The following is a 14,406-nucleotide window of genomic DNA, read 5'->3' on the forward strand; positions in this document are numbered from 1 at the left end:
AGTGAAGGATGCTTATGATATGGTTGTTGTGGGTGCCGGACCGGGAGGCAGCAACACCGCAAAGGCGGCGGCAGAGAAGGGCTTGGATGTACTGCTGCTGGAGAAGCGCCCTGAGATAGGCGCCCCAAAGCGCTGCGGCGAGGGCTTCAGCGTAAACGGCGCCAAAACGTTGGGAATAAAACCGGACCCGCGCTGGTGCATAAATGAGATATGGGGTGCGAATGTGATTGCGCCCAATGGCAAGTGCGTGAGTGTGCGCTATGCAGAGCAGGTGGGCTGGGTGATTGAGCGCAAGATGTTCGACAAGCTTCTCGCCATTGAGGCTGCACGTGCAGGCGCAGAGGTGCTCGCGAAGAGTGAGGTTGTGGGTTTAATAATGCAGGACGGCTTTGTTAGGGGCGTCGAGGTGGAGCGCCACGGGGAGCATTTCAGCGTGGAGGCGAAGGTCGTCGTGGCGGCGGACGGCGTTGAGAGCAAGGTTGCCAGATGGGCAGGGATAAACTCCACCCAGAGGCTGGTGGACATAGACAGTGCCTATCAGTACGAGATGGTCGTTGACCTGGAGGAGCCGGACATGCTGGACCTGTACTTCGGAAGCGATATCGCACCCAGAGGCTACGTGTGGGTTTTCCCCAAGGGGAAGGACGTGGCGAACGTGGGCATAGGCATAGGGGGCAACGTCTCGACGAAGACCGCAAAGCAGTACCTGGATGAGTGGATAGCGAGGCATGAGCCCTTCAACGAGGGCAGGATAATCGAGGTCAACGCCGGTGGTGTGCCTGTGGGTGCACCCCTTGAGAAGCTGGTGGGCAATGGTTTGATGATTGTGGGCGACGCTGCGCACCAGGTTAATGCCATTCACGGCGGCGGCGTGTTTGAGGCGAGCTTCGCGGGCAGAATAGCCAGCAGGGTGGCAGCCGAAGCTATAGAGAAGGGCGACGTGAGCGAGGCTGCGCTCATGAAGTATGACAGAGAGTGGCGCGCTGCGCGTGGTGAGATCCTCCACCGCATCTACAGGCTGCGCCGCGCGATTGAGCAGCTCAGCGATGAGGATTTGGACTACCTGGCGGAGCAGCTCACCGGCGATGACGTGGTTGCCTTTGCCAACGGCGAGCACCTGAGCAAGCTGGCAAAGATTCTGATGAAGCGCCCCCACCTGATTAAAGCCGCTAAGGAGTTGATGTAGCATGGGCGAAGATTGCATATTCTGCAGGATTGTGAAGGGGGAGATACCCTGCTACAGGCTCTACGAGAGCGAGCTTGCTTTAGCCTTTCTGGACATAAATCCTGTGACCAGGGGACATGCTCTGGTGGTGCCAAAGAGACACGTGGAGAGGCTGAGCCAGCTCAGCGGCCAGGAGGTCAGGGAGGTGTTCACCACGGCGGCGAAGCTGGCGGAGGCATCGCTTGGTGCGCTGGATGCAAAGGGCGTCAACCTGTGGGTCAATCAGGGCAGAGTGGCAGGGCAGGTGGTGGACCACTTCCATGTCCATGTGGTGCCGCGCTATGCAGAGGAGGATCTTAAGATTGAGGTTAAGGGTGAGAAGCTAAGCGATAGCGAGATGCGCAGCATAGCCGAGAAGATTAAAGGTAGGGTAGGATGAAACTTGGAGAGCTTGTAGATCACCTGGATGAGCTTTTAAAGCCCGAAGACTTCGCCGGCGATGAGAGCGCCAATGGGCTGCAGGTTGAGGGCAGGGAGAGGGTTGAGAAGGTGGCCCTTGCCGTCGATGCCTGCAGCTATGTCTTTAAGGAGGCGGCGAAGCAGGGTGCAGACATGCTCCTTGTGCACCACGGCTTAGTATGGGGCGGCATTAAGAGCATAAGGGGTACCCTCAGGGCGCGGTTGAAGCTCCTGCTGGATTCTGAGCTCTCGCTTTATGCGTGCCATTTGCCATTGGATGCGCATCCTGAGCTCGGAAACAATGCGCAGCTTCTGCAGGTGCTGGGAATTCAGCGGAAGGGTGAGTTTGGTGAGTATCACGGCAGGCGAATAGGCTACTGGGGTGAGCTTCCCCAGAGGATGAGTGTGGGGAGCTTCACATCCCTGGTGGAGGAGCGTCTAGGTGTGAGGTGCAGGAGCATAGATTTCAGGGGCTATGCAGAGCGTGTAGGTGTTGTCTCCGGCGGGGGATGGAGCGCCATATTCGATGCCGAGAGGATAAAGGTGGACACCCTGCTTACGGGCGAGCCATCGCACAGCGCCTATTCGCTGGCTGAGGAGCTGGGGGTTAACCTGGTCTTCGCGGGACACTATGCCACAGAGAAGCTCGGCGTTCTCGCAGTGGGGGAACACCTGAGAGAGAAGTTCGGACTTGAGGTCGTGTTCATAGAGCACGATACAGGGCTGTGATTAGGGAGTTTTTGTATGTTCACAGATAGGATAGAGAGGGCTCAGAAGCTGATGCAGCGCGAGGGTGTTGAGCTGCTCGTGGTGATGGGCAGGGAGAGCTACCGCTACTTCACCGGCGAGGCAAGGGAGCGTGGCTGCCTGCTTCTGCCCAACGAAGGTGATGCGGTGCTTCTCCTGCCCGAGGGCGAAGTCCGCGCTGCAGGCGAGGCCAAGGTGATGCCCTATGGAGCCCTGCCCCAGATGTTCTCCCAGATTAACTACTTCGCCTCCCGTCTGGGTGAGAAGCCACGTGTTGCTGTGGCTGTGGAGGGGGGCACCCCCCTTTACATGGTGGAGCACCTTGCAAATGCCCTGCCGGGTATTGAGCTCAGGGTTGCGAGGAAGATAATCACTGAGCTGCGCATGTGCAAAGACGCCACCGAGAGGCGGGCACTCCGCCGGGCAGGGAGGCTTGCCAGGGAGGGCATGGATTTTGCCCTTGAGCAGCTTCGCAGTGGTATTACAGAGGTGCAGCTTGCAGCAGAGGTGGAGTGCCACCTGCGCAGGCAGGGCGCCGAGAGCGCAAGGGTCGGGATAAATTCCGGGGAGAGAAGCGCCTCGGCTGAGCGAATGCCAGCGCGCAGAAAGATAAGGGAGCATGAGGCTGTGGTGATAGGCATCTCTGTGGCCTGGGAAGGCTACTTTGCGGAGCTGAGCAGGGTGGCTTCGCTGGGCAGTGCGGGGGAGGAGCTTCTCAAGCTGCACGGCATTTACCTTGAAATGCTGGACTCTGCGCTTAAGGCGCTTAAGCCAGGGGCAAAGGCAATGGAGGTGGAGAAGGAGGCGGTGTTTCTTGCATATGAGCACGGCTACGGTGAGCTTTACCCCGGAGGCTTTGTACACGGCATAGGGCTCAGCGCCGAGGAGGCGCCCTACTACGAGGCGTACCCCGAGGATGCGCTTCTCGCCCTTGACGCCAATACAAGCCTGGCGGTGGGGCATGCTCTTCTTGCCTCGCCTTCCTCGCAGGGTGTGCGCATAGAGGAGACTGTACTTCTCCACAGCTCCCGCAAAGAGATTCTCACACGCTTTCCGCGGGAGATAGCTGAGGTCTAGCCGGCTATTGCCGTGAAGGCTTCTTTTGCGCCGTCTATTATGAACTGCACAGCTATTGCGGCGAGGAGAAGGCCCATGAGGCGGGTCACAACCTTTGTGCCAGTGGTGCCCAGGATGCGGTAAACAGCGCCTGCGTTTATTAGGATGAGGTATGAAGCAAAGAAGACCAGCAATATCGCCAGGGCGAGCAGCAGCAGGTCCACCGGCGCGGCTGCCCTGCTGTGCAGCACTATGCTGGTGGTTATCGCCCCGGGACCTGTGAGCAGGGGCACAGCGAGGGGTGTGACTGTTACCTCCTCCCGGCGCTCAGCCTCTTCCTCAGGCGTAAGCTCTGTGCGGGTGCGCATTCCGAAAAGCATCTCCATGGCTATGATGAAGATAAGCACCCCACCTGCGATGCGGAAGGAGTACATCTCTATGCCCAGGTAGGTGAAGATATACGCCCCCAGGTAGGTGAAGAGCAGCAGCACCACCACGGCTATGAGCGTAGCGCGCTTCACCGCCCTCCTGTACTCCTCCCGGGAAGCGCCGGAGAGCAGGGACATGAAGATGGGGACATTCGCCACGGGGTCGACAATGATAAAGAGCGCAGTGAAGGAGTAGATAAAGAAGTTTATGTCCATTCTGACATCTCCCAATATTCACGCCTGTAATTATTTGAGCTATCCTTCCCACTCAAACGCCGGCCGCGCCTTGAATTCCTCCCTGACCTCATTCAGGGCGTGGGCCACTATTGGCAGGGCTATCGTCGCATCCACGAAGCACTGCACCCTCCTGGCCTGGGAGGAGACCTTACCCCAGCTCACCGCCTCCTCCAGGGTGCACCCGCTGAGCCCACCCCAGTGGGGCGCATCGGTGGTGAACTGCACCGCATAGTCGTGTCCCCCCTTATCCACGCCCAGAATGGAGGCGATAACCTCAGTCTGCTGGATGAAGTTCTTGGGCACGCCGCCGCCCACGTACACCACCCCTGTTTTAGCCGCCTTTTCAACAATCTGCGTTATCTCATCCACATCCTTGAGCTGGCTGACAACAACGCTGTGCCCCTCCCGCCTTGCGAGGGTGAGCCCTATCCCAACAGAAGAGTCGCCCAGTGCGGGCACAAATACGGGCACGCGCCTGCGGTAGGCGGTTACAACAAAGGAATCGCTCGCCGACCCGCGCTCTGCGAGCTTCTCGCCCAGAAAGGCAACTATCTCCCGGGAGGAGTACTCCTTCCCGGCGCTGAGCTCCCTGCTGAGCTGGCTTATGAGCCTGTCCATGTTGCGGAACTCATCCTCTCTCGCAAAGATGTCATAAATCCTGTCTATGCCGTGCTTTAAAAGCCGGGCGTCGTCTGCGTTTGCCATTCCCTGGTAGTGCTTCCCTCCCAGAGCCTCGTGGATGTCGTGAAACACATTGGCGCCGGTGGTAACCACAACGTCGACGAAGCGGTGCTCTATCAGGTGCGCAACCACGCGGCGCATGCCCGCTGGAATCATGGCGCCGCTCATCCCGAAGAACACCACACAGCTTTCGTCCCTGAGCATCTCCCGCCATGCAAGGAAGGCTTCGCCCAGCCTGCGCCCCTGGAAACCTGTCCTTGCCATCGCCTCCAGAAGCTCGCTGATTCTGCGCTCCCTAACATCTACCGGCTCCGTGGGGTGGGAGAGAAGCTTCGCCATATCAATCACCGGAATTTGTTCCGGTTCACATTGGCAAGCTTTCTGAAGAATCCTCAGATGCCCTGCAGCTCCTCAGCGGCAAGCAGCCTTATTCCCTCACGGGAGAGCACATCCTCTGCCTTTCTTATGTCGTCAACGCGCGCAATGAGTACAGCCTTCTCCTTTGCCCCTGCGATGAAGGCATAGGCGTAGTCTATATTAACGCCCGCATTGCCCAGGGCTGAGGCTATCTTTGCAAGGCTGCCCGGCTCGTCGCCCATCTCAATTGCGAGCACCCTGTTGATGCCCACTGTAAAGCCGCTGTTGGTGAGCACTGCCCTTGCCTCGTGAGGTTTGTCCACCACCAGGCGGATAACCCCGAACTCGCCAAGCTCTGCTATGGACAGCGCGCGGATGTTTATCCCTGCCTCGCCCAGAACCTCAGTTACCTTTGAAAGCCTTCCCGGCTTGTTCTCCACAAACACGCTAACCTGCTCAACCACCATGGCAAGACCTCCTAAATCTTCCCGGCCCGCATGTCCACAACGCGCTGCGCCTTGCCGGGGGTGCGTGGTATTGTTCCAGGCTCTACCAGTTCAACCTTTGCGCCCACGTTGAGCACAGCAGCGAGCTCCTCCTCAACCCGCCTGCGCAGCTCCACCAGGTCAGCGAGCTTATCTGAGAACACCTCCGGCGTTACCTCCACCTTCACCCTGAGCACATCCAGAATGTCGCGGTCGATGATTATCTGATAGTGGTCGCCTATGCCCGGGATGCGCATGAGCACATGCTCCACCTGCGATGGGAAGACGTTAACCCCGCGTATTATTAACATGTCGTCGCTCCTCCCTAGGATGCGGAGCATGCGCGGATGCGTCCTGCCGCACTCGCAGGGTTCTTCGTCCACAACGCTTATATCGCGGGAGCGGTAGCGGAGCAGGGGCATGGCATCCCGCGTAAGCGTTGTAAACACGAGTTCGCCCTTCTCCCCCGGCTCGAGCACCTCCCCTGTCTCAGGGTCGATGACCTCCATGATGAAGTGATCACCCCAGATGTGCAAGCCAGTGCGCTCTTCGCACTCCATACCCACACCCGGACCCCAGATTTCGCTCAAGCCATAGACGTCGTGGGCTCTGAGGTTGAGCGCAGCTTCAATCTTCCTGCGGGTTGCCTCGCTCCAGGGCTCAGCGCCGAAGATGCCTATGCGGAGGCTGAAGTCCTTCTCAGGGTCCAGCCCGGCCTTCCTGGCCTCCTCCGCTAAATAGAGGGCATAGCTGGGGGTGCAGCACAGCACAGTGCTGTGCATGTCCTTCATTATCTGAATCTGCCTCTTGGTCGGCGTAATACCTCCGCCCGCAGGTATAGTCGCCGCGCCCAGCTCCTCGCAGCCGTAATGGAACCCCAGGCCTCCGGTGAAGAGACCATAGCCATAGGCCACCTGCACTATATCCTCGCTGGTTGCGCCTGTCGTCGCTATGCCCCGGGCCATTATCCTCGCCCAGGTGGATATGTCCTTCTTTGTGTAGCCCACGACGGTGGGTATCCCTGTGGTGCCGGAGCTTGAGTGAAAGCGCACCACTTCCTTAAGGGGCTTCGCCAAGATGCCGTAGGGATAATGGTCGCGCAGGTCGTCCTTAACAGTGAAGGGAATTTTGGCAATGTCGGCCAAGCTTCTGATATCCTCTGGCCTGAGCTGCGCCTCCTTGAACCTCTTCCTGTAGAAGGGCACGTGCTCATAGCAGTACTTCACAGTAGCCCTCAAACGCTCAAGCTGAAGCTCCCTGAGCTCCTTCAGGGGCATGGTTTCCATATCTGGCTCGAACATTTTACCACCATATTCACTTTACGCAGAGGGATATAATCTTTTCTCACTTCTTCCTGAGGTCGAGGACGCGCTGCGCCTTGCCCCTGGTTCGGGGAATTGAGCCCGGTTCAACGAATCTAACCTTCGCTCTGACCCCTAGAACGCCTCTGAGCCTGGCTTCAAGACGTTTTTTCAGCTTAATAAGCTCCTCGGTATCGCCCCTGAAAATCCTCTCCGTAACCTCCACGTTGACCTGCAGCACATCCATGCTGCCGTGTCTATCCACAACTATCTGGTAGTGCTCAGCCACCTCCGGGAAGGACATTAGCACATGCTCCACCTGCGATGGGAAGACATTAACCCCGCGTATTATTAGCATGTCGTCGCTTCTTCCCATGAGGCGCGCTATCCTCGGGTGCGTCCTGCCGCATTCGCAGGGTCCATCGATGAGCATGCTTATGTCGCGGGTGCGGTAGCGGAGCAGGGGCATTGCCTCTTTGGTAAGCGTTGTGAATACCAGCTCACCCTTCTCCTCCGGGCCGAGCACCTCCCCTGTCTCGGGGTCGATGACCTCCAGCAGGAAGTGGTCGCTCCACACGTGCATCCCCTCGCGGGCCTCGCATTCCACCGCCACACCCGGACCGCAGAGCTCGCTTAGCCCGTAGTTGTCATACGCAGCTATACCGTAGGCCTCCTCTATACGGCGGCGCATCTCCTCACTCCAGGGCTCTGCGCCGAAGATTCCGCGCTCAACATCAAATTCGCGAACATCCATACCCTGCTTTTCTGCGAACTCTGCCAGATAGAGGGCATAGCTCGGTGTGGAGGAGAAGGCGGTAACGCCCAGGTCGCGCATGGTTAGAAGCTGCTTCTCGCTGTTCCCCACACCGCTGGGTATTACCGCAGCGCCAACGCGCTCCGCCCCGTAGTGGAAGCCCAGCCCGCCTGTGAAGAAGGCGTAGTTGTAGATGAGCTGAATTGTGTCCCGCTTTGTAATGCCGGCGCTGGTGAGCACCCTCGCCATAAGCTCTGCCCAGGTGTCGATGTCGCCCCGCGTATAGGCGACAATTGTGGGCTTACCCGTGGTGCCTGAGGAGGCATGAATTCTGATTATCTCCTCCCGGGGCACTGCAAGCATGCCGTAGGGATAGTGCTCCCGCAGGTCTTCCTTGACTGTGAAGGGAATCCTGGTGATGTCCTCAAGGCTGCGGATGTCCTGCGGGTAGAGGTTGGCCTCCCTGAACTTCGCACGGTAGAATTGGGAGTGGTGGAAGCAGTACTCTGCTATGGCCTTAAGCCTGCGGAGCTGAAGTTTTTCCAGCTCCTCCTGCTTCTGGGTTTCTGCCTCTCTGTCCCAGAACATGCTATCAATTTCTGTAGGGAAATATAAAAAAATTTGGTATTAAGGCGATGCTTAATCTACTATAAAAAAATCGCCCAACAGTTAATTTTTTATAGCCATAAACCTTTAAAATCTGAAATCATGGGCGATATGGATAAGAATGTATTGGAAAGTGCTGTAACAGTGGGCGAAGACTTCAGCTTCTGCTTCAGGTGCAGCAGCGAGGAGTGCGGCATAGCGTGTTGCCACGGACATGCAATTGCGCTGAGCCCCTATGAGGTTCTAAGGATTAAAGAGCACCTTAAGCTGAGCTGTGGGGAGCTGGAGGAGGGGTATCTCCTCAGCCTCTACGATGAGAGCGGCTTACCCCTGCTCATGCTCAGTCGGGACCCTTGTCCTTTTCTGGAGCAAAAGCGATGCGCCATCTACGAAGCCCGCCCCCTGGCGTGCAGGCTCTTTCCCCTGGGCAAGGTGTGCGACGGCGAGGCAAAGACGGTTTTTATGCAGGAGCGCAGCTGCCCGGGTATAGGGAAGGGCCGGAGGCTTACCCTTGGCGAGTACATTGCAGAGCAGCGCGCCGGGAGGTACATGGGGATGTGGGAGGAGTGGATAAGCTTTGTTGATGAAGTGGCAGATGCCAGGATAGGCCAGAAACCCATGAAGCAGGTCTTCCTCAAGCTTCTGCTCTACAACTTTGACTTCCAGCCCAGGATGGCAGCGCACCATGCGACGCCGGAGGAGCAGTTTCTGGCGAGGCTAAAGGCGGCGAGGGATTTAATCTCTCGAATGAGCTCTGAAGCCGAATAAGAGCTGATTTTTTATTATAAAGGCAGGTAGCTCCTCCAGCCTGCTGGGACCGAAGATTGTGCGCCACCCCAGGTTTAGGCGCAGCATCCTTGCCTGTTTTGGCAGGATAATGCTCTGATGCGTCAGCCGGGGGGCATCTCTTTCCAGCATCGTCCTCAGCTCCTGTGTGCTGAAGGTTCCTAGTGTTAGGGCAAGGCGCATGCAGTACCCCTCGCCGGGCACCACCGCAAGGTAGGCGTCTATGTCAGCGAAGGAGAGGGCAGCTGTAATCCTTGTAACAGTGTAGAGGTAGTCGCTCGTTGCGATTAGAGGTGAGGCTTTGCCGGGGTTACCCACGCTGAACACACCGCTCTTGGTGGGAATCACGTGCTCTGCTATGGGATACGCCGGTAGATGGGCTTCCGGGTTGATCACCAGATGCAAAGCCCTGCGAAGCTCCTCGCCCAGGTGGGGGCACCTCTCCAGCTCCTCTTCCTCTGCTAAGCTCTCTGCAAAGCTTTCGCAGTCCTCAAAGCCGCACTCTACGCAGTCTAAGTTGGGGAGGTATTCCAGGAGCGACGCCCTTGCATCCTCCCGCTCCCTGCACACCTCGACGCAGTTGAAGCAAAGAAAGCAGCGCTGGTAGTCTATCTCAGGCTTGCCTTTCACAAGCTTTATGGCCTTCACAGGGCATGCGTAGATGCATGCGCCGCACCCGTCGCAGTTTTCACCAAGAGGTACCCGCCTTGACATTGCCCTAAAATAGCGGAGGTAACGACTGATAAGGCGTTAGGGGTTAAAGGAACTGCTCAAGGGTCGCCGTCTGCCTCTTTTTTAGCTTTGACAGCCTTATGCCAAGGAGACGCACCTTTCTTCCGTGAAGGAAGCCTGAGAGCAGGCCCTTGGCCACCTCCTTTATTGTGGCCAGGTCTCCGTGGTAGCTGCTCAGGGTTCTGGCACGGGTGTGGGTCTCAAAGTCGGCGAACCTCACCTTAAGCGTCAGGGTTTTGAACAGGAAGCCCTCCTCTGCCAGATCGCGGTGTACGCGTTCTGCAATCCCTTCCAGCGCCGCTATTAGCTCAGCCTCGTCCTCTATATCATGCTCAAAGGTTCGCTCCCTGCCTATGGATTTAACCTCTGAGCGCTCCCTGACCTCTCGCTGGTCTATTCCCCGGGCGAGCATCACCAGGCGGTGAGCCCACCTGCCAAAAGCCGGGATAAGCCTCTGCACATCGCAGCTTGCGAGTTCTCCTATGGTGGTTATTCCAAGCTTCTTCAGCAGCTCCTCGCTTCTCGGCCCGATGCCTGGAATTTTCCGGACGGGCAGGGGGGCGAGGAAGTGCGCCACCTCCTCAGGCTTAACCACAGTCAAACCGTCTGGCTTTCTGTGGTCAGAGGCTTTCTTTGCCACCAGCTTGCTGGGTCCAATGCCTATGGAGCAGGTTAGCTTCTCCTTTTCGTATATCTCAGCCTTTATGCGCTCCGCGAGCCTTGCGGCGTCTGCATAGCTTTTAGCGACGCCGGTAACATCCAGGTACGCCTCGTCCACGCTCACCTGCTGGAACTTCGCCGCATAGCTTCTCAGTATCTGCATTATCCTTCGGGACACCCTCCAGTAGAGCTCGTGGCGCACAGGCAGGAAGACGCAGTGGGGGCAGAGTTTGTAGGCCTGCGATATTGGCATGGCTGAGCGCACGCCATAGCGCCTTGCCTCGTAGCTGGCGGTGCTCACAACGCCCCTGCCCTTACCCCCCTTCGGGTCGGCGCCCACCACCACGGGCTTACCCTTGAGTTCCGGGTTCTCCCTCTGCTCTATTGCAGAGAAGAAGCTGTCCATGTCCACGTGGAGAATTATCCTCTCGCGGCGCGGGTGCATACCTTAACAGGGGAGGTTCTCGAGGGTTATGCTATCTAAACTCTGACCAGGCTGTACTCAGCGCTCCCCAGCCCCAGACGCTCAGCCTCTCTGAGCTGCACCCTGGTGTCCAGGTCTTCGAAGAGGGTCTCAAACTTCCTGGTGTTAGCCTGCTTTGCCTCCTCGCTGAGCAGGGTGTTTTCCAGACCCCGCGAGGCCTCTATTAAGTCCAGGGAAGCTTTATCAATCGCCAGCATGTCTCTGGAAGCGAGCACCCCCAGGTCAGCTACTATCGGATTGTCGCTGAAGGCACAGCAGTCGCAGTGGGGGGTTATCTCAAGCAGGAAGTTGAAGAAGAGGAAGTTTTCCCTGCCCTTCGCCTCCAGCACTCCCTTTGCCGCGGCAGCTATGCGTCTGCTGAGCATGGCGTTGCTCGTCCACTGAAGCACAATCGCCTCGTGGTCGCAGTACTCCACGCACCCGTTGCACTTTATGCACTTCGCCGCGTCGATTTCGGGTGGAGCAATCGCCCCGCCGGGACAGCGCCTGGCGCATGCGCCGCAGCGGGTGCACTTCGTTGCATCGATGCCCGGCAATGCATCGAGGTGAAGCTCGTACTTCGTGGGCTTGGCGACGCAGCCAACACCTATGTTTTTAATTGCACCGCCAAAGCTGGAGCTGAAGTGCCCTGTGAAGTGGGTGAGCGCAATTACCCTATCAGCCTCGTAGACAGCCTTCGCCACCTGCACCTGCCCGAGCGCTGCATTCTCCAGCGCATAGGGTATGCTGTCGAAGCCCAGCAGGCCATCGGCAATAACTATGGGCGCACCCAGGGTTTCAGAGGTGTAGCCGTTCTCCCGGGCTATCTTAATCCTCCCCGGGGCGGTGCTGCGGTCGTATCTCATACCCAGCCCTGTGGTTTCTGTGACGAAGGGCTTGCCCCCAAGCTTCTTCACCAGCTCCACAACCTTCCTAACGTACACGCTGCGCAGTGTGCGCGTGGTGCCGTGGTCGCCGAAGTGGGTTTTAACCGCTACCAGGTCGCCCCTCTCTATAAAACTCTCAATCCCTGCCTCAAGGGCGAGCTTCTCCAGTCTTGTGAGCAGACTGTAGCTTCTCCGGGACCAGTGTTCAACACTTCTCACCTGAGCGCGGGAGTCGAGAAAGTAAACATCGCCCATGCTCACACATCCTTTATCCCCTGCTCAGTTACCACGAACCTCGCCTTAAGGCCCTCTGGCAGCGAACGGTGGCGGCGCAGCACAGCCTCGCGCACCTTGCCCTGGCGCATAATCTCCAGTATCGCCTTGCTCCAGTATTTCAGCACATCACCACCTATGGGTTCAACGCCCTCGCCGTTCATCGCTGAGTAGACCTGATTGGTGATTATGACCGGGAGGTTGTACCTCCTTGCAAGAGCCATGAGCGTTGCCATCTGCCTGCTGAGGGCGCGGTTGAGGGCACCTATGGATTCCTCAGCGCGGTCGAGGCGGTAGAGGGAGACCGCAGAGTCCAGGATTATCAGCCCAAAATCCTCAGTGAGCACGTGCTCTATGTTCTCCACTATAAAGCACTGCTCTTCAAAGGTGTTCGCCTCGTAGAAGTAGGCCCTCTCCAGCACGCGCTTATAATCATCGCCTGCTATCTGCCTCACCCTTTCAAGCGAGTGCCCTCCCTCTGTGTCTATGAAGATGACCCGCTTTCCCTGCCTCACAGCGCTCACAGTGTATAGAAGGCACAGGTTGGTCTTTCCAACGCCGGGCGGGCCGTAAATCTGGGTTATGGTCCCGCTTTCCACGCCGCCGGAGAGGATTTCATCTAATGCGGAGCCGATGGAGAGCTTCCAGGTCTCTGCCCTCGCCCTGTAGGCTTCAAGCTTGGCGTCGTCGTGCTCAGTCATCAGGTATAAAAATGGGTGCAGAGGAGATATAAACCCTTTCCTCAATCACTTTTCCGGCGCTCTCGGACAAGTGATATCTATGCACCACCACAAGATTAGAGCAGGTGAAAGGAATGAAATCAGGAAAGTTCTGCTTCAACTGTGGAGGTGCCCTCGAGTACAGCGGAGATGCACTGGAGTGCCCCTCCTGTAAGGCGGTTTACCACAACCTGATCATCTCAGAGTCGGAGTTTGCAGAGGATGAAAGCAGGGTTGTGGAGCTGAGCATCGCAGCTGACATAACCTTCAGGAAAACACATGTTACACAGCCCACTCTAACAGGAGCCCTTGCCCACGCATAGCTAAAAATCTTCGTATACCGCTATAGCTCGAGGGGTGCAGTTTTCCAGCACAGCTTCGCAGTCGCACTCATCGCAGGCGTCGGCGTTGACCACATTGGACCTGCCGTTTATCAGCCTGAACACCTCGGGGCAGAGCTGCTCACACCTCCCGCAGCCTGTGCATGCACGCTGGTCCACGACTGGAATCATGCCCCATACCAGGGGCTTAACCTTGGAACAATATTTTAATAATCGCCCCGCCGATAATCTTCCATGCACACAGATGTCCTCGTGGTGGGCGGTGGCCCCTCTGGCTTAATAGCCGCCCGCGATGTGGCAAGGCAGGGCTACAGCGTGGTGGTGGTCGAGGAGCACCCCGAGATAGGCGAACCCGTGCAGTGCTCCGGCTTATTCAGCATCCGCGGTTTGAAATCCCTTGGGATAAACCTGCCCAAAAGGGCAGTAGCGGGAGTTATCCGCGGAGGACGCTTTTACTCCCCGGGAGGAGAGAGATTTGAGGCCTACTCAAAGCTTGACCGTGCATATGTGGTTGAGCGCAGGCTATTTGATAAGGAGCTTGCGAAGGAGGCCGCGAGAGCAGGCGCCAGAATAATGCTTAAAACCAGAGTCACCGGCTTAAAAATTGCCCACAGGGCCAGAGCTGTAGTTGAATGCGGAAGAGAGAGGAAGACCATCGAGGCGGAGGTGGTAATCGCCGCTGACGGAGTGCGCTCACGCGTGGCGAGATGGCTCGGGCTCAAAACCCCCAGAAAAATAGTGGCGGCAGCGCAGATCGAGGTAGCGAATGCGGACGTTGAGGATGACGTAGCAGAGCTATACTTTGGCAAACAGTGGGCTCCAAACTTCTATGCATGGCTTCTGCCCAAGGGAGAGGTCTGCGAAGTAGGAGTGGGGGTTCGCCGGGGTGAGCACCCGCCCCGCGTGTACCTGGAGAGGTTCATGAGGGAACATCCCGTGGCAAAGCAGAAAATCACGGGCAAAAGCATGATTGAGTACAACACAGGCGCCTTTCCTGTGGCTGCGCCCCGGGATACCTTCGCCGAGCGCGTGCTTCTGGCCGGCGATGCCGGCGGCTTCGTCAAGGCGAGCACCGGCGGCGGGGTTATCACTGGAGGAATCTCCGCTAGGCTGGCGGCAAGGGCAGCGGCTCTGGCTATTGAAGAGAGAAACTTTTCCAGAGGGTTTTTCCGGGAGAATTATGAGAGCGCATGGAAGACGGAGCTTGGAAGGGAGCTCAAGGTGCACATGCTTATAAGGGAAATCTTCGACTCCCTGAGCGATGAAGAG

Annotated in this window: 17 protein-coding genes; 7 read left to right on the plus strand and 10 right to left on the minus strand. The window is 57.6% G+C overall.

Annotation, left to right across the window (positions count from 1 at the left end; all coding sequences use genetic code 11):
- The first annotated feature begins 1 nt into the window (after position 1).
- The 4 genes from ACXJJW_RS05435 to ACXJJW_RS05450 are packed head-to-tail and all read left to right on the plus strand — an operon-like array spanning position 2 to position 3,448.
- Complete coding sequence (locus tag ACXJJW_RS05435; RefSeq protein ID WP_456474722.1) at positions 2-1,186, plus strand: geranylgeranyl reductase family protein; 1,185 nt, start codon at positions 2-4, stop codon at positions 1,184-1,186.
- A 1-nt stretch (position 1,187) separates the two neighbouring features.
- On the plus strand, positions 1,188-1,604 hold the full coding sequence (locus ACXJJW_RS05440) for an HIT family protein (RefSeq protein ID WP_456474723.1): 417 nt from the start codon (positions 1,188-1,190) through the stop codon (positions 1,602-1,604).
- On the plus strand, positions 1,601-2,353 hold the full coding sequence (locus tag ACXJJW_RS05445; protein ID WP_456474724.1) for a Nif3-like dinuclear metal center hexameric protein: 753 nt from the start codon (positions 1,601-1,603) through the stop codon (positions 2,351-2,353). The genes ACXJJW_RS05440 and ACXJJW_RS05445 overlap by 4 nt, the downstream gene beginning before the upstream one ends.
- Before the next feature lie 15 nt (positions 2,354-2,368).
- Complete coding sequence (locus ACXJJW_RS05450) at positions 2,369-3,448, plus strand: M24 family metallopeptidase (RefSeq protein ID WP_456474725.1); 1,080 nt, start codon at positions 2,369-2,371, stop codon at positions 3,446-3,448.
- Here the strand turns inward: ACXJJW_RS05450 and ACXJJW_RS05455 are convergent.
- Genes ACXJJW_RS05455 through ACXJJW_RS05475 form a run of 5 tightly spaced genes read right to left on the minus strand, consistent with a single transcriptional unit; the run spans position 3,445 to position 8,258 of the window.
- Entirely contained in the window at positions 3,445-4,086 is a 642-nt protein-coding gene (locus tag ACXJJW_RS05455; protein ID WP_456474726.1) for a MarC family protein, read from the minus strand. The genes ACXJJW_RS05450 and ACXJJW_RS05455 overlap by 4 nt on opposite strands.
- Before the next feature lie 24 nt (positions 4,087-4,110).
- Positions 4,111-5,112 (minus strand): deoxyhypusine synthase, encoded by a 1,002-nt coding sequence (locus ACXJJW_RS05460; protein ID WP_456474727.1) that lies wholly within the window; start codon positions 5,110-5,112, stop codon positions 4,111-4,113.
- Between the two features lie 53 nt (positions 5,113-5,165).
- Positions 5,166-5,597: an ACT domain-containing protein gene (locus ACXJJW_RS05465; RefSeq protein WP_456474728.1), complete on the minus strand. Its 432-nt coding sequence runs from the start codon at positions 5,595-5,597 to the stop codon at positions 5,166-5,168.
- Between the two features lie 11 nt (positions 5,598-5,608).
- A complete protein-coding gene (locus ACXJJW_RS05470) occupies positions 5,609-6,916 on the minus strand; it encodes a phenylacetate--CoA ligase family protein (protein WP_456474729.1) in 1,308 nt (435 codons plus the stop codon).
- 43 nt (positions 6,917-6,959) lie between these two features.
- Complete coding sequence (locus ACXJJW_RS05475) at positions 6,960-8,258, minus strand: phenylacetate--CoA ligase family protein (RefSeq protein ID WP_456474730.1); 1,299 nt, start codon at positions 8,256-8,258, stop codon at positions 6,960-6,962.
- Between the two features lie 120 nt (positions 8,259-8,378).
- Here ACXJJW_RS05475 and ACXJJW_RS05480 point away from each other — a divergent pair, with 120 nt between their 5' ends.
- Positions 8,379-9,044, plus strand: a complete 666-nt coding sequence (locus tag ACXJJW_RS05480; protein WP_456474731.1) for a YkgJ family cysteine cluster protein — start codon at positions 8,379-8,381, stop codon at positions 9,042-9,044.
- Here the strand turns inward: ACXJJW_RS05480 and ACXJJW_RS05485 are convergent.
- From ACXJJW_RS05485 to radB, 4 genes are read right to left on the minus strand one after another with little or no spacing between them, the layout of a single operon-like run.
- Positions 9,012-9,776, minus strand: a complete 765-nt coding sequence (locus ACXJJW_RS05485; RefSeq protein ID WP_456474732.1) for a ferredoxin family protein — start codon at positions 9,774-9,776, stop codon at positions 9,012-9,014. The two genes, ACXJJW_RS05480 and ACXJJW_RS05485, sit on opposite strands and share 33 nt — an antisense overlap.
- A 43-nt stretch (positions 9,777-9,819) precedes the next feature.
- The gene (gene dinB / locus ACXJJW_RS05490) at positions 9,820-10,899 is read right to left on the minus strand and encodes a DNA polymerase IV (protein WP_456474733.1); all 1,080 of its coding nucleotides are present in this window, start codon (positions 10,897-10,899) and stop codon (positions 9,820-9,822) included.
- Between the two features lie 35 nt (positions 10,900-10,934).
- Complete coding sequence (locus ACXJJW_RS05495) at positions 10,935-12,059, minus strand: DUF362 domain-containing protein (RefSeq protein ID WP_456474734.1); 1,125 nt, start codon at positions 12,057-12,059, stop codon at positions 10,935-10,937.
- A 2-nt stretch (positions 12,060-12,061) separates the two neighbouring features.
- Positions 12,062-12,778, minus strand: coding sequence for a DNA repair and recombination protein RadB (gene radB, locus ACXJJW_RS05500; protein ID WP_456474735.1), 717 nt, complete (start codon positions 12,776-12,778; stop codon positions 12,062-12,064).
- A 113-nt stretch (positions 12,779-12,891) separates the two neighbouring features.
- On the opposite strand from radB, the gene ACXJJW_RS05505 reads away from it, so the two are divergent.
- Entirely contained in the window at positions 12,892-13,119 is a 228-nt protein-coding gene (locus tag ACXJJW_RS05505) for a hypothetical protein (RefSeq protein WP_456474736.1), read from the plus strand.
- Here the strand turns inward: ACXJJW_RS05505 and ACXJJW_RS05510 are convergent, their stop codons facing one another.
- Positions 13,120-13,308, minus strand: coding sequence for a ferredoxin (locus ACXJJW_RS05510; RefSeq protein ID WP_456474737.1), 189 nt, complete (start codon positions 13,306-13,308; stop codon positions 13,120-13,122).
- A 63-nt stretch (positions 13,309-13,371) separates the two neighbouring features.
- On the opposite strand from ACXJJW_RS05510, the gene ACXJJW_RS05515 reads away from it, so the two are divergent.
- Positions 13,372-14,406, plus strand: a 1,035-nt coding sequence (locus tag ACXJJW_RS05515; protein ID WP_456474738.1) for a geranylgeranyl reductase family protein, incomplete at its 3' end; no start/stop codon positions are given.

The sequence above is a fragment of the Candidatus Pyrohabitans sp. genome, assembly GCF_054014795.1.